The 17,434-nt window shown below is 68.3% G+C and carries 18 protein-coding genes; 4 read left to right on the top strand and 14 right to left on the bottom strand.

Annotation, left to right across the window (positions count from 1 at the left end; translation table 11 throughout):
- The first annotated feature begins 4 nt into the window (after window positions 1-4).
- Entirely contained in the window at window positions 5-880 is an 876-nt protein-coding gene (locus ABDC25_RS10210; protein ID WP_021198608.1) for a serine hydrolase, read from the top strand.
- Window positions 881-884: 4 nt separating this feature from the next.
- Here the strand turns inward: ABDC25_RS10210 and efeB are convergent, their stop codons facing one another.
- From efeB to efeU, 3 genes are all read right to left on the bottom strand, one after another.
- Window positions 885-2,147: an iron uptake transporter deferrochelatase/peroxidase subunit gene (gene efeB, locus ABDC25_RS10215; protein WP_347125978.1), complete on the bottom strand. Its 1,263-nt coding sequence runs from the start codon at window positions 2,145-2,147 to the stop codon at window positions 885-887.
- 74 nt (window positions 2,148-2,221) lie between these two features.
- Entirely contained in the window at window positions 2,222-3,454 is a 1,233-nt protein-coding gene (efeO, locus tag ABDC25_RS10220) for an iron uptake system protein EfeO (protein ID WP_297554336.1), read from the bottom strand.
- On the bottom strand, window positions 3,451-4,413 hold the full coding sequence (gene efeU / locus ABDC25_RS10225) for an iron uptake transporter permease EfeU (protein WP_297554339.1): 963 nt from the start codon (window positions 4,411-4,413) through the stop codon (window positions 3,451-3,453). Before efeU ends, efeO begins: the two co-directional genes overlap by 4 nt.
- 150 nt (window positions 4,414-4,563) lie before the next feature.
- Between efeU and ABDC25_RS10230 the strand changes: the two genes are divergently transcribed.
- Window positions 4,564-5,568, top strand: coding sequence for an isopenicillin N synthase family oxygenase (locus tag ABDC25_RS10230; protein WP_167254320.1), 1,005 nt, complete (start codon window positions 4,564-4,566; stop codon window positions 5,566-5,568).
- Window positions 5,569-5,576: 8 nt separating this feature from the next.
- Here ABDC25_RS10230 and ABDC25_RS10235 read toward each other — a convergent pair whose 3' ends face one another.
- From ABDC25_RS10235 to rpsO, 3 genes are all read right to left on the bottom strand, one after another.
- Entirely contained in the window at window positions 5,577-5,906 is a 330-nt protein-coding gene (locus ABDC25_RS10235; protein ID WP_347122842.1) for a transcriptional regulator, read from the bottom strand.
- Entirely contained in the window at window positions 5,899-6,768 is an 870-nt protein-coding gene (locus tag ABDC25_RS10240) for a hypothetical protein (protein ID WP_167254324.1), read from the bottom strand. Before ABDC25_RS10240 ends, ABDC25_RS10235 begins: the two co-directional genes overlap by 8 nt.
- Window positions 6,769-6,923: 155 nt before the next feature.
- Window positions 6,924-7,193 (bottom strand): 30S ribosomal protein S15, encoded by a 270-nt coding sequence (gene rpsO / locus ABDC25_RS10245; RefSeq protein WP_017830938.1) that lies wholly within the window; start codon window positions 7,191-7,193, stop codon window positions 6,924-6,926.
- 186 nt (window positions 7,194-7,379) lie between these two features.
- On the opposite strand from rpsO, the gene ABDC25_RS10250 reads away from it, so the two are divergent.
- Entirely contained in the window at window positions 7,380-8,672 is a 1,293-nt protein-coding gene (locus tag ABDC25_RS10250) for an MFS transporter (RefSeq protein ID WP_029265549.1), read from the top strand.
- A gap of 33 nt (window positions 8,673-8,705) precedes the next feature.
- On the opposite strand, the gene ABDC25_RS10255 is transcribed toward ABDC25_RS10250, so the two are convergent.
- The 4 genes from ABDC25_RS10255 to ABDC25_RS10270 all read right to left on the bottom strand — a co-directional run bounded on the left by ABDC25_RS10255 (window position 8,706) and on the right by ABDC25_RS10270 (window position 12,108).
- Window positions 8,706-9,260, bottom strand: coding sequence for a YceI family protein (locus ABDC25_RS10255; protein ID WP_029265550.1), 555 nt, complete (start codon window positions 9,258-9,260; stop codon window positions 8,706-8,708).
- A 180-nt stretch (window positions 9,261-9,440) separates the two neighbouring features.
- Entirely contained in the window at window positions 9,441-9,809 is a 369-nt protein-coding gene (locus ABDC25_RS10260) for an FKBP-type peptidyl-prolyl cis-trans isomerase (protein ID WP_021198599.1), read from the bottom strand.
- Window positions 9,810-10,028: 219 nt separating this feature from the next.
- The gene (locus ABDC25_RS10265) at window positions 10,029-10,709 is read right to left on the bottom strand and encodes an alpha/beta hydrolase (protein ID WP_347122845.1); all 681 of its coding nucleotides are present in this window, start codon (window positions 10,707-10,709) and stop codon (window positions 10,029-10,031) included.
- Between the two features lie 46 nt (window positions 10,710-10,755).
- A complete protein-coding gene (locus ABDC25_RS10270; RefSeq protein WP_243844753.1) occupies window positions 10,756-12,108 on the bottom strand; it encodes a PrsW family intramembrane metalloprotease in 1,353 nt (450 codons plus the stop codon).
- An 88-nt stretch (window positions 12,109-12,196) separates the two neighbouring features.
- Between ABDC25_RS10270 and ABDC25_RS10275 the strand changes: the two genes are divergently transcribed.
- Window positions 12,197-13,066 (top strand): fumarylacetoacetate hydrolase family protein, encoded by an 870-nt coding sequence (locus ABDC25_RS10275; protein ID WP_347122847.1) that lies wholly within the window; start codon window positions 12,197-12,199, stop codon window positions 13,064-13,066.
- A 64-nt stretch (window positions 13,067-13,130) separates the two neighbouring features.
- Here ABDC25_RS10275 and ABDC25_RS10280 read toward each other — a convergent pair whose 3' ends face one another.
- The 4 genes from ABDC25_RS10280 to ABDC25_RS10295 form a co-directional block, all read right to left on the bottom strand.
- Window positions 13,131-14,591 (bottom strand): aspartate ammonia-lyase, encoded by a 1,461-nt coding sequence (locus tag ABDC25_RS10280; RefSeq protein ID WP_021199419.1) that lies wholly within the window; start codon window positions 14,589-14,591, stop codon window positions 13,131-13,133.
- 61 nt (window positions 14,592-14,652) lie between these two features.
- On the bottom strand, window positions 14,653-15,573 hold the full coding sequence (locus ABDC25_RS10285; RefSeq protein WP_021199418.1) for a phosphodiesterase: 921 nt from the start codon (window positions 15,571-15,573) through the stop codon (window positions 14,653-14,655).
- Between the two features lie 59 nt (window positions 15,574-15,632).
- Entirely contained in the window at window positions 15,633-15,968 is a 336-nt protein-coding gene (locus ABDC25_RS10290; protein WP_021199417.1) for a hypothetical protein, read from the bottom strand.
- Entirely contained in the window at window positions 15,965-17,368 is a 1,404-nt protein-coding gene (locus ABDC25_RS10295) for an inorganic phosphate transporter (RefSeq protein ID WP_021199416.1), read from the bottom strand. The genes ABDC25_RS10290 and ABDC25_RS10295 overlap by 4 nt, the downstream gene beginning before the upstream one ends.
- Window positions 17,369-17,434: the final 66 nt, after the last annotated feature.

Raw genomic sequence — 17,434 nt, forward strand, 5'->3', positions numbered from 1 at the left:
AGGTGTGAGCCGCGCACAGACCGTTCGAGACCGCATCGTCGAACGCATCGAGGAGACGGGGTTCGGCGCTCACGGGCTGCACGTCCGCGTCGCCACCGAGACCGCCGACCACCGCTGGACCGACGACGTGCGGGAGGACGTGCACTCCGTCGCAAAAGGCGTCTGCGTTCTGGCTGCGGGACTGGCCGCCGACGAGGGTGCGGTGTCGCTCGACATGCCCGTCGGCACGTACCTCCCCGGCTTCGAGCTGGGAGCTGGCGTCGAGGACGTCACGCTGCGGCACCTGCTCTCGATGACCAGCGGGATCGATCTGCCCTGGTCGGAGACTCTGATGACGGACTGGCCGGACCTCGCCCGCGAGTTCCTGCGACGCCCGTCGGGCGGACGGTCGTTCCAGTACTCGAACGCGAGCACGTACACCGCGATGACGGCGCTGGCCGCGCTAGTCGGAGACATCGGCGACTATCTCGTCCCCCGTCTCTTCGACCCGCTCGGCATCATCGACGTGGAGTGGGAGCGCAGCCCTCAGGGTCGCATCGTCGCCGGAGGCGGGCTCTCTCTGCGCACCGAAGAGCTCTCCCGTCTCGGACTCCTGATCAGAGATCGCGGGGTGTGGGAGGGCCGACAGCTGATTGCCCCAGGATGGATCGACGCGATGCACACGGAATGGCGGGTCGCCGGCGAGAGCACGGACTACGATCGCTACGCCCTTGCAGGATGGGGCGGGCCGGGGCCGGCGTGGAGACTTCACGGCGCCTACGGCCAGCTGCTCATCTTCCTCGACGACGCGGTGGTCACGATCACGGCAGACGATCACTTCGGCGCCGATGCCATCGCCGCGTTCGCGGTGGAGGCGCTCACGAGCACACACGAGCCGTGACCGCTCAGGCGAACAGCCCGGCCCCCACGAAGGACCCCGGCTTCACCCCCGCCGGCACCGCCCAGATGCCCGAACCGACGTGGCGGATGTACTCGTTCATGAGATCTGTCGACAACCGACGCTGCAGCGAGATGAACTGTGCAGGATCGCGCTGGTACGACAGGAAGAAGAGCCCGGCATCGAGGCGTCCGAGCGTGTTGTTCCCGTCGACGTAGTTGTAGCCGCGGCGGAGGATGCGGATGCCGTCGTTCTTCTCCGGATGCGCGAGACTCACGTGGCTGTTCGCGTCGATCGCCTTGCTGTGGAAGTCCGGTGTCGTGAACTCGTCTCCGCCGGAGAGCGGTGCACCCTCGCCCTTGTCCCGACCGATGATGGTGTCCTGCTCCGACAGGCGCACGCGGTCCCAGGTCTCGATGAGCATCGCGATCTTCCTGGCCACGAGGTAGGACCCGCCGGCCAGCCACGCCGGTTCGTCCTTCTCCGATACCCAGACGTGATCGCCGAGCGCCTCGGTGTCATCGGCCAGGATGTTCGCGGTGCCGTCCTTGAACCCGAAAAGATTGCGCGGCGTCGCCTGCGTCGCCGTCGTGCGCGACGTCTTGCCGAATCCCAGCTGCGACCAGCGCAGCCGAGCCCGGCCGAAGGCGATGCGGCTGAGGTTGCGGATCGCATGCACCGCCACCTGCGGGTCGTCGGCGCAGGCCTGGATGCACAGGTCGCCGTGAGAGGTCTGCGGATCGAGATCGTCACCGAGGAACGCCGGGAGCCGTTCCAGCCCCGGGGGACGCTGCGCGGCGATCCCGTAGCGGTCGCCGTCCTCGTTCTCGAAGAGTCCCGGCCCGAAGCCGAACGTGATCGTGAGCCCGGCGGCGGGAAGCCCCAGCGCCTCCCCCGTGTCGTCCGGCGGCGCTTCGGCCGGCCCACCGACCGCACCCGTCGCACTGACTTCGAGGCCCTGCGCCATGCGGGAGGCCGCGTACGACCAGTCCTGCAGCAACGAGATGAGGTCGTCGCGATCCGTGCGCGGCATCATGTCGAAGCTGGCGAAATGCAGATGGTCCTGCACCGGAGTGGTGATGCCTGCCTGGTGATCGCCGAAGAACGCGTATGCGGAATGCGCGTCCTCCGCCGCACGCGCCCGCCCGAGCGCGACGCCGCCGGCGAGACCCGCACCGGCGCCGACCGCGAGGCCCGCGACGCCGCCCCCGATGGCCAGGCCGAGCAGGCCCCGCCTGCTCAAACCGGCAGGAGCGGACGCCGCGCCCATCGATGACTCTTCGGGTGCGGCATCCGCTTCTGGTTCGTTCACGTCCGTGATGGTATCCCGTAGCGTGCGGCTGATCAGTCGAGGACCGTGCTGGTGAGCTGCGAGAGCGGCTCGGCCAGAGCGTTGATCAGGTCGGTGAACTCGCGCTTGTCGGCCTCGGTCAGTTGCGAGTAGCCCACGAAGCCGTCGGCCAGCGAGCCGTGAGCCGCGAGAGATTCCTCGAGCGCGGTGTAACCCGACTCGATCTCCGCGACCAGAGCCTTCCCCTCGTCGCCCTGCGCGACGGCGAAGTCCTGCACGAGCGAGAACGCCATCTTCGACCCTTCGACGTTCGCGGCGAAGTCGTAGAGGTCGGTCCCGGACCACCAGTCCTCCTCCCCGGAGATCTTCCCGGTCGCGACCTCGTCGAGCAGCGCGATGGCGCCGTTCGAGATGCCGCCGATGCCCTGGTCGTCGAGGGCGGTGGTGAAGTCGTCGGAGTGCACGTAGTCGTAGAGCTCCTGCACGTCGGCGAGCAGCAGATCGCCGTAGTCGGCGCGCTCCTCCGGCGTGGACGGCACCCAGTCCTGCCACGCGGGGGTCTCCCCGTCGGCGTTCAGCGCGTCCTGCGCCGGAACCCACAGGTCCTTCTCGATGCGGTGGAAGCCCGTCCAGTCCAGTCCTTCGGCGACGGCATCGACCTCGCGATAGTCGATCCGCGGGTCGAGGTCGCCCAGCGCCTCGGCGACCGGCTCGATGCGCTCGTAGAACGCGCGGGTCTGCGGGAAGAGCGTGCGCGCGGTCTCGTCGTCACCGGACTCGTAGGCGGCGACGAAGTCCTCGACTGCGGGGACGAGCTGACCGACCTGGTCCTTCACGAACGCACCGTAGAGGTCGACGGCCTTCTGCTTCTGCTCGGCGTCTGGACCTTCCACCGCGACGCGATCCCCGGTCACGGTGAACGCGGTCTTCCCCACGCCATCGCCGATCATCCCCGGCTTGCAGAGAGTGAAGTAGTCACCGGGCTGTGCGACGACCGTGAGCGTGCGCGAGGCGGCCGGCGCGATGTTCTCGACCTCGCCGACGATCCGGAGGCCGTCGTCTGCGAGGAGGTAGAACTCCGTGACCTGAGCGGTGTCGTTCTTGACGTTGAAGGTCAGGGTCCCGCTCTTCGCGGTCGCCGCGGAGACCGCGCAGTCGCTGTCGGTCGAGGAGACGTCGAAGGCCGCGGTGGCTCCGGCGTCGCTCTTCGCGACGCAGCCGCTCAGGACGAGAACCGCGGCGCCGGTGGCTGCCAGCGCCCCCAGGATCCGGTGCGAGGTGGTCATGCTGCTCCTTGTGGTGAGAGGGAGGGAGATTCAGACGAGGGCTCCGTCGGGTCCTGCGGCTCCGTCGGGTCCTGCGGCTTCGACGGGCGCTTCGAGCGGAGTCCGCGGACGTAGAGCCATCCGACGACGGAGATGTACGCGACCCAGGCGACGACCTGCATCCAGGTCATCGCGGGCATGAAGCCGACCGTCGCCTGCAGAATCGATGCGAGGGGGCCACCGGGAGCGATCGTCGCCGAGACGTCGAACGCCCACCCGAACGGGAAGGCGGCCCATCCGACAGCCACGCCGCCGGTCACGGCATCGATCGGTGCCAGCGCGGTGAACGGCCCGGGAAGCACACCGGCCTCCTGCAGATCCATCAGCGCGTAGGCGAGCACGCCGGCCGCGACGATCACGAGGAACCCGCCGGTCCAGGCGAAGAAGCGACGCAGATCGAGTCGCAGCGCACCGCGGGAGATCAGCCATCCGACGACCACGGCCGTGAGGAGCCCGAGCAGGGCGCCCATCAGCGCCGAGGGTGCGTCGCCGAAAGACTGGACCATCGACCACAGCAGCAGCGTCGTCTCGATGCCCTCTCGGGCGACGGACACGAAGCCGATCGCGATGAGCGCCCACAGGCCGCCGGCAGTGAGGGCGCGGTCGATGCCACCCTCCAGCGTCGCCTTCATGCTGCGCCCGGCCCGCTGCATCCAGAAGATCATCCAGGTCACCATCGCGACGGCGAGCAGCGACAGGCCGCCACCGATCAGCTCCTGCGCCTGGAACGTGAGTTCGTAGGCCCCGAAGGTGAGCACCGCGCCGATGCCGAGAGCCAGTGCGATCGCGAGTCCGACGCCCGCCCACATCTTCGGGAGGGCGTCCTGCCGTCCGAGACGACGGAGGTAGGCGACGAGGATGCCGACGACGAGTGCGGCTTCGAGGCCCTCGCGGAGCCCGATGAGAAAAGTGGCGAGCACGGAAGAACACTCTCTGGCGGTGACTGAGGTAAGGCAGCCCTTACCGAGGAGACTCTAGCACCGAGATCGACGTCCACCGCACACGAGGGACGGAAGTAACGGAGCGCAACACAGGATCCCACCCCGGTCGACGCGACGTAGCCTCGGTCCATGGCTGAACTCTCGCTCCCCATTCTCGACCTCTCCCAGCTCGACGAAAGCCCCGAGGCCGCGGCACGATTCCGCGACGACCTGCGGGCGGCGACCCACGACGTCGGCTTCTTCTACCTCACCGGCACCGGGATCTCCCCCGCGCTCGAGGCACGGCTCCACCGGGCCGCCCTGGACTTCTTCGCCCTCCCCGAAGAGGACAAGCTGGCCATCGAGAACGTGAACAGCCCGCACTTCCGCGGCTACACGCGCATCGGCGGAGAACGCACCCAGGGGAAGGTCGACTGGCGCGAGCAGATCGACATCGGCCCCGAGCGCGAACCCGTCGACGACGGCCCCGCCTTCAACCGCCTCATCGGGCCGAACCTCTGGCCGTCGGCGCAGCCCGAGCTGCAGGATGTCGTGGCCGAGTGGCACGAGACCCTGTCCGAGGTCGCTCGCAAACTGCTGCGCGCCTGGGCCCAGACCCTCGGCGCCGACGAGTCCTACTTCGACGAGCACTTCGGCGAGCCGTCGACCCTCATCAAGATCGTCCGCTATCCCGGAACGCACGAACCAGAGCCTCAGCAGGGCGTCGGTGCGCACAAGGACTCCGGCGTGCTCACCCTCCTCTGGGTGGAGCCGGGCAAGGGCGGTCTGCAGGTCGAACGCGACGGCACGTGGGTCGACGCTCCCCCGGTGCCCGGAGCTTTCGTCGTGAACATCGGCGAGCTGCTGGAGTACGCGACGGGCGGGTACCTCAAAGCGACGAACCACCGGGTGGTCTCGCCGCAGGCACCGGACGAGCGGATCTCAATCCCGTTCTTCTTCAACCCTGCGCTCGACAAGCGGCTGCCCCTGATCGCGCTGCCCGAGGAGCTGGCCGCCGAAGCGAACGGGGTGACCGATGACCCGAGCAATCCCATCCACGCGCTCTACGGCGAGAACGCCCTCAAGTCACGCCTGCGCGCCCACCCGGATGTCGCCGCGATCCACCACGCCGACCTCGTGAACGCGCCCGCCTGACGCACGGGTCACAACTCCTGCCTGCCGCCGAGAGCGACGATCTGCCGGAGCGCCTGGAGGTGGGCCGCGAAAGCATCGCGGCCCGCCTTCGTCGAACGCACCCACGTGCGCGTGCGACCCCCGACGACGCCCTTGCGCGCGAGCACGTATTCCGCGGTCTGCAGGTGCGCGATCGCCTTGCTCAGCGGCGAATCACCACATTGGAGGATGTCGCGGAGCGCCGGGAAGTCGAACTCCATGCCGTCGCCGAGCGCGGCCATCAACGAGAAGCGGATCGGTGAGGCGAAGTTGTCGTCCAGCTGCGTGCGCGGGTGCGGCCGGAACCCCGCCTCAGCCACGACCCTCCCGCCCCGGAACGAACGACACCAGGACGAAGAGCACGATCACGACGACACCTCCGACGACACCGGCGAGCCCCGATGCGCTGCCCCCTCCTCCCCCCAGCACGAGAGCCACAGGGATGCCTGCCGCGAGCAAGAATGCCGCCACATGCGGCCACCGCCAGGAAGCACCGATGGCGGGAAGCCCGACGGGTGTGTTGAAGGCGACGATCCAGGCGAGGAGAACCAGCATCACCAGCAGGGTGATCACGCTGCGCAGCACATCGTCCGGCGCCCCCGCGAGCATGGTCAGCACGCCGAGAGCGACGCCGAGGAGCAGGGTCCCCCATCGGATCGGAGCGGGCAGGGTGACCCGCGGAGGCCGCGGGGACCGAGAATCTCCGGCCGCGCGGAACAGCTGGACCACGCCGTAACCGCCGATACCCACCAGGACTATGCCCGCGGGGATCAGCACGACGCCGACCGGGAGACCGGGATCCAACGCGACGAGACCGAACACGACGACAGCGCCGACGAGAACCACGACTTCGCCGAGGATGAGCGGCCACCGGGAAGCGCTCCAGCGCCACTGCATCCCGTTGCGTTGCGCCATCCCGCTCGCCAGCTGCCCCCACACCAGAAAGGTGAACAGGATCACCTGGGAGGCGAGGACATCGCTCTGCCGGAGGACGAGCGCGAACGCGACGAGATACCCGGCCGTGATCACCGCATTGGCGATCTGGAGCCCGGCGAGCGCACGTCGGTCGACGGCGCGGCCTCGGCGCTCCACCACCGCGTCCGCTGCGGCCAGATACCGGCGCGCGATGTCGGCATCCGGCGGCACGAGAGCGTCGTGACCGGGAATCGGCTTCTGCTGCATGTCGGGCCTCCCCCACTTTCCTTGTGGAAAGCTCTCTACTTTCCTATCGGAAAGCGAGTGGGGAATCAACCCTCGGACATGACGAAGGCCGCCCCACACCGTGGGGCGGCCTTCTCAAGAATGTTCTGCGCGATTGAACGCAGGATCGCAGTGCCTTAGCGGCGGAGTCCGAGACGCTCGATCAGCGAGCGGTAGCGCGCGATGTCGATGTCCTGGAGGTAGCCGAGCAGACGACGGCGCTGACCGACGAGCAGGAACAGCCCACGACGCGAGTGGTGGTCGTGCTTGTGCTCCTTGAGGTGCTCGGTGAGGTCCTTGATGCGCTGCGTCAGCATTGCGACCTGCACCTCGGGGGATCCGGTGTCACCGGGGTGCGTCGCGTACTCTTCGATGATCGCCTTCTTGACGTCTGCTTCCAGTGCCATAGATTCGATCCCCTCTCTGCTTGTTGCGCGGCGCCCGACGCCTGATACGTGGGCTCTCTTTATCCGCGGCCGATCAAACGGCAACCTGACGAGTCTACCAGCCGACGACCGCCCTCGGTGACACCGGCGGCGGAGCGAGTCCGTCAGGGTCAACTAGTCTCGAAACGTGCAGAAGAAGTTCGAGGAGTGAGCGCCCGCCGCGGTCATCTGATCGACCTCTCCCCCTTGAAGTCCAGTCCGGCGTTCGCCCGGATGTGGATCGGGTCGACACTCGCCGGCATCGGCGGACAGCTCACCATCGTCACGGTGATGCTGCACGTGTTCGCCCTGACGCAGAACACCTTCGCGGTCTCGATGATCGCCGTGGCCGGACTCGTGCCGATGATCCTCGCCGGCCTGTACGGCGGCATGCTCGCCGATGCGTTCGACCGACGCCGGGTGGCACTGATCGCGGCGACCATCACTTTCCTCTCCACCGCCCTGCTCGCGGCTCTCACCTGGACGGGTATGGAGACCATCTGGTGGCTGTATGCGCTGAGCATGATCAACTCCGCCGCCAATTCGGTGGGCATGGCCACGCGCACGGCGATAGTGCCGCGGCTCATCCCCCGCGAGAAGCTCGCCGCAGCATCCGCGCTGAACGGTGTGGCCTTCGGGCTGACGGTCATGGCCGGACCCGCGCTGGCGGGCCTCCTCGTCGCCCTCACCGGCTACGGCTGGACGTACACGATCGACGTCGTGCTCATGCTGTCGATGTTCCTGGGACTGTGGACGCTCCCGGCGCTGCGGCCGGAGGGAGAGATCGTCCGCCCCGGCCTCGAGTCGCTGGTGGACGGCTGGCGCTTCCTCCGCAGAGCAGGCAACATCCGGATGCAGTACATCATCGACATCATCGCGATGACGTTCGGGCAGCCGCTCGTCCTCTTCCCCGCGCTCGGCACGGTGCTGCTGGGCGGCGGAGCGCTCACGACCGGCATCCTCACCGCCGCGGTGGCGGTGGGCACCTTCGCGTCGAGCCTGTTCTCCGGTCGCGTCGTGCAGTACCGCTGGCATGGCCGTGGCATCGCCCGGGCGGTGGAGGCGTACGGCGCATCGATCCTGCTGTTCGGGATCGTGCTGCTCGTCGGCGCGTTCTCGTCACCCGCGACCGAGACGGCTCCCCACATCGGGTTGATCGTCGCCGCCTGCGTTGCCCTCGCCCTGTCCGGTGCATCCGACAACGTCAGCTCGATCTATCGGAACACCATGATGCAGGCCGCCGTACCCGACTCGATGCGCGGACGCCTTCAAGGCCTGTTCATCGTCGTGGTCGCCGGCGGGCCCCGCGTCGGGGCGCTGTACGCGGGCACGCTGGCGACGCTCACGACCCTCTGGTTCCCTCCCCTGCTCGGTGGAGTGCTTGTCATCGCCCTCGTCGCCGCGCTCGCGCAGCGCAACCGCCGGTTCCACGACTACGACGCAGAGAACCCCGAGCCCTGACGGGCCCGGGGTTCCGGTGGCTCTCCGACGCGGTCAGTCCTGCTGCAGGGCACCCTGCAGGTCGAGGCTGATCGTGACGTCCTTGCCGACGAGAACGCCACCGGTCTCGAGTGCCGCGTTCCAGGTGAGGCCGAAGTCCTCGCGGTTGATGACGGTCTTGGCAGAGGCGCCGGCCTTGTAGTTGCCGTAGGGGTCGGTGCCGAAGCCGCCGAAGTCGAGCTCGAAGCTGACCGGCTTGGTGACGCCGCGGATGGTGAGGTCGCCGTCGACGTACAGGTCGTCGCCCTTGACGTGCGCACCGGTGGAGACGAACTCCATGGTCGGGAAGTTCTCGGTGTCGAAGAAGTCCGCCGAGCGCAGGTGCGCGTCGCGACCCTCGTCATTGGTGTCGATGGAGGTCACGTCGACCGTCGCCTCGACCTTGGCGTCCAGCGGGTTCTCCGGAGCGATCAGCGTCGCGCTCTTCACCCCGAAGGTGCCGCGCACCTTCGAGATCATCATGTGGCGCACGCTGAAGGTGACCTCGCTGTGCGAAGGGTCCAGGACCCAGGTGCCGGGACGGTAGCCGGGGATGTCGATGCTGGTCATTGCTTCTCCTCTGGAGACTTCAGCCGCTGCTGCGGCAAGGGACAGGGGCCGCGTCGCCGCGACCACTGTGACAACTTACATTCATTCGCATGTATTCCCCTGAATGAAGAATCTTTCCCGCACATGCCGCGAGGCGCCTCCCTCCCGGAGGAGAGAGACGCCTCGTGGAAGAGACCGATGTCAGCCGACGGCGACCAGATCGATGATGAAGATCAGCGTCTTGCCGGAGAGGAAGTGCCCGCCGCCGACCGGGCCGTAGGCGAGATGCGGCGGGATGATCAGCTCGCGGCGACCGCCCACCTTCATGCCGGGGATCCCGTCCTGCCACCCCTGGATCAGGCCGCGCAGCGGGAACTGGATCGTCTCGCCACGGCCCCACGAGGAGTCGAACTCCTCGCCGGAGTCGAACTCGACGCCGGCGTAGTGGACCGTGACGGTGTCGCCGGGCTTCGCCTCGGCGCCGTCACCCTCGATGATGTCGCGGACGACGAGCTCCGCCGGAGCGGGAGTGCTGGGGGCTTCGAACTCAGGCTTTGTGCGTTCAGTCATGTCTCCATCAAACCCGAGGCCGACGGACCCGGTCAACGCACGCACACCTGCTCACAGCGAACACCTCACGCCCTCGCCGGCGAACCTCGGCAACAAGCTCTTGACACTCATGCAGGGCCGGGTGCACCCTGTTTACAGATCAACTCAGCGCCCGGGAGACTCGCAGGCATCGCCGCAGCACCGGGCGCTGAGTCTTGTCCTGGAGCGATTCCCGGCCCCTCACTCGACGTATCCTGCGAGGAGCTCGGCGATCTCCACCGGTCGGCTCAGCATCGCGCAGTGTCCGCCGGGCAGCTCATCCGCGACCACTCCCAGGCGGGTCTCGGCGAGGTCGCGCAGGAATGCGGCAGGGAAGAAGCGATCGTCGGCGAACAGCACGAATCTCGTCGGCACGTCGGGCCACGCCGCCAGAGGCCACGGCCTCTCCATCGCCGCCTGCGACGGATGCGCCCTCTCCCGTCGGAGCGCCTCCTCTGCCAGCTCGTGCGGAACTTCGTTGTAGAAACTGACGAGGGGGTCGTCGTTCCCGGTCAACCCGCCGTCCCGCGCCGACTGGGCGGCAGACGCCGTGACGTATCCCGAGTTCGCCCACCACTGATCCGGGGACTCGCCCGGGGACGGGATCATCCCCGCCATCAGGACGAGGAGATCGGCGGAGAGGCGCTCGGCGACCAGCGGCGCGGTGAAGGCCCCGAAGGAATGACCGACGACCACCACCCCCGCCTGCGCACCCACCGGCTCCGCAACCACCTCGGCGTAGTCGTCGAGAGTGAGCGTGTCGTCGTCGGCGGGAAGGTCGGGCGCGAACACCTCGTGCCCGCGCGCTCGCAGCTCGGCGGCGACCAGATGCCAGGACCATCCGACATCTCCGCCACCGTGGATCGCGACGAAGGTGCTCATCCGCCACCGCCTTCCCTCGGACAAGGGTACGCCGTCGCGTGTGGCGTCAGTAGGCCAGCAGGGCCGCCCTGGTCGCCCTGGTGCGGATCAGGAGCGCGCGCTCGTCATCCACGGCCATGGGGTCGCGGCCGGTGATTGCCCGCTGACGGACAGCGGCGAGCTCCGTCGCCTCCTTGATGAACGCACGCATCAGGGGACGACGGTCCCCCCGCAGCTGTGACGCCCAGGCGAGTCCGACCTTGCGCCCGGCAGGGGTGGCGAGCATGGTGACTTCCTCGGGAGTGAACCATCCGGCCGCGGCGTAGTCCTCGAGGCGGGCACGGGTGAGTCGGGCCTCCTCACGACGCAACGCGACGATGCACAGGATGAATCCGATGAAGAGCGGCACCTGAAGGGTGAAGTAGAGACCGAAGAAGTCGGCGAACGTCGCCGAGCCGTTCCAGAGAGCGTGGAGCAGGATCGCCCCGACCACCCCCACCGCGCCAGCACCGAGCGCGGCCCTCGCCGAGCCGTGACGCCGAGCGACGAGGCCGATCGCGAAGCCGGTGATCGCGGTGAACATGGCATGAGCGAAGGGCGAGAAGAGCCCGCGCACCACGAACGTGACGGTCAGCTGCTCGCCGCCGCCCTCGATGAGGCTCACCCCGAAGTACTGGATGTTCTCGGTGAAGGCGAAACCCGCCCCGACCAGCGCGCCGTACACGATGCCGTCGACAGGGCCGTCGAACGCTCGTCGGGCGAGCAGGAAGATGAGGAAGACGCCGAGCCCCTTCCAGAGCTCCTCGACGATAGGCGCCTGCACGACGGCGGTGAACTCCTCGGAGCGGATGTCGAGCAGGAGGGTCAGCGCGGTGTCGACGAGCAGGGTGAGCCCGACGGCCGCGACGGCGCCCCATGCGATGGCGAACGCCACCAGCCGCTTGGGCTCGGGCTCCCACCGATCGATCAGGCGCACGCCCAGGAACACGATGGTCAGAGGGATGAGCGCGAGGACCAGCCCGACGACGGAAGCGAACGATCCGAGCGCCCAGACGAAGTAGCCGACGAGGGCGATCAGGAGGAAGCCGAGCACCCCGAAGAGCCAGAGCGACACCGTGCGCCCTTTCCTCGTCGGAACGGGCAGCGCCGGGAGCGACTCCGCCGGCGACGGGGCGACGGGAGCCGGCGGTGTGTAGGGCGTCGGCTGCGCGAGGGACGATGCATACCCCGTGACGGAGGTGCGGGCCGCGGGCGCCGAGACCTGGCTCGCGTACGGCGCGGGCGCGAAGGCTTGCGGCGGTACCGGCTGCGGGGCCTGCTGCGGCGGTACCTGCTGCGGCGGTGTCGACGGCAACGGCGGTGCCGGCGGAGGCGCATACGGCGAGGGCTGCTGCGGCTGGGACGGTCCTCCGGAACTCATAGGCAAAGCTTATGGGCACAACGCCGGGCACCCGGATATGGCGACCCCCTCCACCCGGCGACCTGCACCCACCCGGTAGCGTAGAAGCATGCGGTTCGCTCACCTGCGCCGTCCCGACTCCCCTCTCGCGGTTCTCGCCGTCGTGGAGGGCTCGGACGCCGTCCTCGTCTCTGATCTCCTGACCGACCCTCCTGCCACGCTGCAGCAGCTGATCGAGAGAGGGGACGATGGTCTCGACGCACTGCGCCGCGCTCTGGCGGACACCACCGCGCCGCGGCATCCGCTCGCGGGATGGGCGTTCGCCTCGGCCGTGCTCGCTCCGCCCGCGGTCCTGGCCGTCGGCCTCAACTACGCCGCGCACTCGAGTGAGCTCGGTCTCAAGACCGATGCCGCCCCGACCGTCTTCACGCTCTGGCCGAACTCGCTCACCGGACACGACCAGACCACATCCTGGCCGCGCACGCTGAGTGAGGCCGTCGACTACGAGGCCGAGCTCGGCGTGCTCATCGGCTCCCCTGCGAAGGACATCGCTGAGGCCGATGCGCTGTCGCACGTCTGGGGATACACGGTGGTCAACGACATCACCGCCAGGAACATCCAGTTCTCCGAGGCCCAGTGGTCACGCTGCAAGTCGTTCGACGGATTCACCCCGACCGGGCCGTTCGCGGTGACCGCGGATGAGATCGCCGACCCGCAGGACCTGCACATCTGGACCATCGTCGACGGTCACACCGTGCAGGATGCGAGCACCGATCAGATGGTGCGCTCGGTGGCGAAGCTGATCGCGCACCTCTCGCAGTCGCTCACGCTGCTCCCCGGCACCCTCATCTCGACCGGCAGCCCCGGCGGTGCCGGCTACTCGCGCGACCCGCAGATCTTCCTTCGCGACCGGTCCACCGTCACGGTGGGCATCGACGGCATCGGCGAGCTCACCACCCACTGCCGCATCACCGACTGACTTCACGGAGACGAAGGGGACGGATGCCGGCGCATCCGTCCCCTTCGTCTATCCGTCTGTGAGATCAGATCTCGATCAGGTCTTCCGGTGAGATCACCGGGATCGCGGCCGTGATGGTCTCGAGTCCCGACAGGCGCGCAGGCGAGAGCTGCTTGACGACCTCGTCGCGCGACATGAGGCCGGCCTCCACCACAAGGTCGGCCACGCTGCGGTTGGTCAGCAGTGCGGTCTTCGCGAGAGCGGCCGCCGCGGCGTAGCCGATGAACGGGGTCAGCGCGGTGATGACTCCGACCGAGGCACCGACCATCGCGCCGAGGCGGTCGCGGTTCGCGGTGATGCCGTCGACGCAGTTCACTCGCAGAGTCCACATCGCCTGACGCATCCAGGTGATCGACTGGAAGATCGAGTGTGCGATGACCGGCTCGAAGGCGTTCAGCTGCAGCTGCCCGGCCTCCGCCGCCATCGTGACCGTCATGTCCGCCCCCGCGACGGCGAACGCCACCTGGTTCACGACCTCGGGGATGACCGGATTGACCTTGCCGGGCATGATGCTGGAGCCCGCCTGCATGGCAGGAAGGTTGATCTCGCCGAGACCCGCCTGCGGGCCGGACGAGAGAAGACGGAGGTCGTTGCAGATCTTCGACAGCTTCATCGCGTTGCGCTTGAGAGTCGACGAGAACGACATGAACGAGCCGGTGTCGCTGGTGGCCTCGACGAGGTCACCGGCAGTGCGGAGGTCGAGCGACGTGATCTCGCGCAGGTGCTTGAGCACGGCGGGTGCGTAACCGGGGTGGGTGGTGATCCCGGTGCCGATCGCGGTGGCGCCCATGTTGATCTCGAACATCAGCGAGGCGTTCTCGGTGAGACGGGTGTGGTCGTAGCCGAGCGTCGTGGCGAAGCCGTTGAACTCCTGCCCCAGCGTCATCGGCACGGCATCCTGCAGCTGCGTGCGCCCGACCTTCAGCACATCGTGGAACTCGCGCGATTTGCCCAGGAACGACAGCCGCAGCAGGTCGAGCTCTTCGAGCAGGGAGCGCAGGGTCAGCGAGAGGCCGATCTTCACCGCGGTCGGGTACACGTCGTTCGTGGACTGGCTGCGGTTGGTGTGGTCGATCGGCGAAAGGAAGGCGTAGTCGCCCTTCTCGCGGCCCGCCATCTCGAGCGCGATGTTGGTGATGACCTCGTTCGCGTTCATGTTGGTCGACGTGCCGGCTCCACCCTGGATGACGCCGACCGTGAACTGCTCGTGGAACTCGCCGTCGATCACGCGCTGAGCCGCCCGGTCGATCAGGTCCGCCCGCTCCGGGTCGAGCACGCCGATCTCGCGGTTCGCACGGGCGCTGGCCTGCTTGACCATCGCGAGGCCGACCACGAGGTCGGGATACACCGAGATGGGCCGCTTCGTGATCGGGAAGTTCGCGTCGGCGCGGGCGGTGTGGATCCCCCAGTACGCGTCGACGGGAATCTCCATGCTCCCGAGCGAATCGGTCTCGGTGCGGGTCAGGGTAGGCGCGGCAGAAGCCATGTCACATCCTCGTGGGTCGTGGCGGGTGAGAAGGGTGGGGGATGTCTTCAGTCTACGCCGCTCAGCGTGCGGGTTTGCGGGAGAAGGCTTCGAGTCGCCCTTCCGGGTCGAGCTTCGCCATGCGCTCCAGCCAGGCCTCGGAGAAGTAGTCGCCGGTGTCGGCACCGGTCACCGGGACCACGGTGTGGGTGATCGTGTCGGGGTACACGTGCACGAGCTGGAACGCCTGAGCGGCGTCCATTCCGTTGACCTCGGCAGACGGGCGGGCGACGTTCATGGTGTAGCACGTCGCCGATGCCACGCTCACCGGCACGCCGGCGAAGGTGCCGTGCGAGGAGTAGTGCAGATGCCCGGCGAGGATGCCTCGGACGTCGCTGCCGCGGACGACGGCGGCGAGCTCGTCCTGATGTCGCAGCTCCAGGATGTCGAACAGCGGGAGGTGGCTCGGAAGAGGCGGATGATGCATTGCGAGCAGGGTGCCGTGCGGGGCCGGCTCGGCGAGGACCTCGGCGAGCCAGGAGAGCTGACCGTCATCGAGATCCCCGTGATGCCAGCCCGGGACACTCGTGTCCAGCGCCACGAGTCGGAGACCCTCGAGGTCCCAGACACCGGTCACAGGCTCCTCGGTCGGAGCCAGATCGAGCAGCCCCTCACGCAGCGCCGGACGTTCGTCGTGGTTTCCCGCCACCCAGATCACCGGGGCGCCGAGTTCCGCCGCGACCGGCTCGACCGCAGCGCGCAGACGGCGATACGCGTCGGGCTCGCCGAGGTCGGCCAGGTCACCCGTGACGACGATCGCCGTCGGATGCGGATGCACCGCGCGGATCGCGTCGAGCGTGCGGTCGAAGTTCGCCTCGACGTCGTAGCGTCCGCCCAGGCGCGCTCCCCCCGCGAGGAAATGCGGGTCGCTGACGTGGATGAGCACGTGCGACGCGGGCTCGTGCCTGCCGAAGACGTACGGACTGCCGGTTCCTGCGGACATGGCCTCAGCCTATTGCCGCACCGGCAGCGGCGGACGCGACCCGCGCTCGCCCTCCGAGGTCAGTGACCGACGACGAGGAGCAGGATTCCGCTCACCACGGCGGCGGCGCAGAGCGCGAAACAGCCGTAGGCGCCGACCAGGGCCACCGTCTTCTGGCCCTCGGTCAGCGGGCTCTTGCGTGCCGCCTTCGCCGCCTGCTTCTCGGCGCGCTTGAGTTCCTTCTCCGTGATCACGGTGATGGCGTCCGTGAACTCTGCAGGACTCACCACCGGGGCCCGCCCGCTGCGCACGAGCAGTCGGAGTCCCAGCGCGTAGAACGTGACGATGGCGGCGGCGCCGATGAGGGCTGCCGCGAACACCTGGAGGAAGGCGACCCAGTCGATCACGACGTTCATTCGGACTCCCCGTTCCGGTCGGCGTCGGGCTTCGTCGTCGAGGCCGCAGCCTTCGACGAGCCGGCACCGGCCTTGGCCTCCGCCTTCTTGGCCTTCTTCTTCTCGGCTTTCTTCTCGGCGTCCTTCTTCGCCTGGGCCTTCGCCTGGGCCTTCGCCTGCTCGCGCGCCTCGGCACGGGCCCTGGCCTCGGCCTTGGCCTGCTCGATGCGCTGCTGGCGGCGCGTCGGCGGAGGCGTATCGGGGAGTTCGACGGCCCTGCCGGACTCGGCGACGTCACTCATCGCGTTCGCCGGGGTGACAGCATTGCGACGCGAACGCATGAAGAGGCCGAGGATGATCACCAGGGCGATCACGGCATCGATCGCCACTCCCCAGTTGCCCAGCCAGACCACCAGCAGCGCCGCGAGAGCGCCTACGCCTCCGGCAGCGGGAAGCGTCAGCAGCCAGCCGACTCCGATGCGGCCGGCGGTCCGCCAGCGCACGGTGGACCCGCGGCGGCCGAGGCCGGAGCCGATCACCGAACCGGACGCGACCTGCGTGGTGGAGAGGGCGAAGCCGAGGGCGCTGGAGGCGAGGATGGTGGCCGCGGTCGAGCTCTCCGCAGCGAAGCCCTGGGCGGGCTTGACGTCGGTCAGCCCCTTGCCGAGGGTGCGGATGATGCGCCATCCGCCGAGGTAGGTGCCGAGGGCGATGGTGAAGGCACACGCGACGATGACCCACAGCTCGGGCTCGTGATGGGCGCCGGACTGCCAGCCGATCGTGATCATCGCGAGGGTGATCACTCCCATCGTCTTCTGCGCATCGTTGGTCCCATGGGCGAGCGCGACGAGGGACGACGTGAAGATCTGGCCCCATCGGAAGCCGTCGCGGCCGTCGGGCTTCCCGTCGTAGCGACGGGTGACCGAGTAGGCGATCTTCGTCGCGGCGAACGCGATCAGCCCTGCCGTGACAGGGGCGATCAGGGCGGGGAGCACGATCTTCGAGAGCACCATGCCGAAGTCGATGCCCCCGATCCCCGCACCGACCAGAGTGGCGCCGATGAGTCCGCCGAAGAGCGCGTGCGACGAGCTCGAAGGCAGCCCCAGGAGCCATGTGAGCATGTTCCAGGTGATCGCGCCGATGAGACCGGCGAAGATCAACGAGAGGAACAGATCGGCTCCCGCGGAGATGATCGCATCCTCGCGGATGATGCCGCCCGAGATGGTCTTGGAGACCTCGGTGGACAGGAAGGCGCCGACGAGGTTCAGCACTGCGGCGAGGAGGACGGCGGTCTTGGGCTTCAGCGCGCCGGTGGCGATCGGCGTCGCCATGGCATTCGCCGTGTCGTGAAAGCCGTTGGTGAAGTCGAAGAAGAGTGCCAGCGCGATGACAAGCACGACGATGAGGGCTGCGGTTTCCACCGTTCGCTTTCGGTCGTTTGAGGAAGAAGGAGATGTCGACGAGATCGACGTGACGAACGAAGAGTT

Source organism: Microbacterium sp. SY138, assembly GCF_039729145.1.
In the GTDB taxonomy this organism is placed as follows: domain Bacteria; phylum Actinomycetota; class Actinomycetes; order Actinomycetales; family Microbacteriaceae; genus Microbacterium; species Microbacterium maritypicum_A.

Coding starts and splice junctions, on each gene's coding strand:
- efeB (WP_347125978.1), bottom strand. CDS start 2,147: ATGGGCGCGGCGTCCGCTCCTGCCGGTTTGAGCAGGCGGGGCCTGCTC.
- efeO (WP_297554336.1), bottom strand. CDS start 3,454: ATGACCACCTCGCACCGGATCCTGGGGGCGCTGGCAGCCACCGGCGCC.
- ABDC25_RS10230 (WP_167254320.1), top strand. CDS start 4,564: ATGGCTGAACTCTCGCTCCCCATTCTCGACCTCTCCCAGCTCGACGAA.
- ABDC25_RS10240 (WP_167254324.1), bottom strand. CDS start 6,768: ATGCAGCAGAAGCCGATTCCCGGTCACGACGCTCTCGTGCCGCCGGAT.
- rpsO (WP_017830938.1), bottom strand. CDS start 7,193: ATGGCACTGGAAGCAGACGTCAAGAAGGCGATCATCGAAGAGTACGCG.
- ABDC25_RS10255 (WP_029265550.1), bottom strand. CDS start 9,260: ATGACCAGCATCGACATCCCCGGCTACCGTCCCGGCACCTGGGTCCTG.
- ABDC25_RS10260 (WP_021198599.1), bottom strand. CDS start 9,809: ATGACTGAACGCACAAAGCCTGAGTTCGAAGCCCCCAGCACTCCCGCT.
- ABDC25_RS10265 (WP_347122845.1), bottom strand. CDS start 10,709: ATGAGCACCTTCGTCGCGATCCACGGTGGCGGAGATGTCGGATGGTCC.
- ABDC25_RS10270 (WP_243844753.1), bottom strand. CDS start 12,108: ATGAGTTCCGGAGGACCGTCCCAGCCGCAGCAGCCCTCGCCGTATGCG.
- ABDC25_RS10275 (WP_347122847.1), top strand. CDS start 12,197: ATGCGGTTCGCTCACCTGCGCCGTCCCGACTCCCCTCTCGCGGTTCTC.
- ABDC25_RS10280 (WP_021199419.1), bottom strand. CDS start 14,591: ATGGCTTCTGCCGCGCCTACCCTGACCCGCACCGAGACCGATTCGCTC.
- ABDC25_RS10285 (WP_021199418.1), bottom strand. CDS start 15,573: ATGTCCGCAGGAACCGGCAGTCCGTACGTCTTCGGCAGGCACGAGCCC.
- ABDC25_RS10290 (WP_021199417.1), bottom strand. CDS start 15,968: ATGAACGTCGTGATCGACTGGGTCGCCTTCCTCCAGGTGTTCGCGGCA.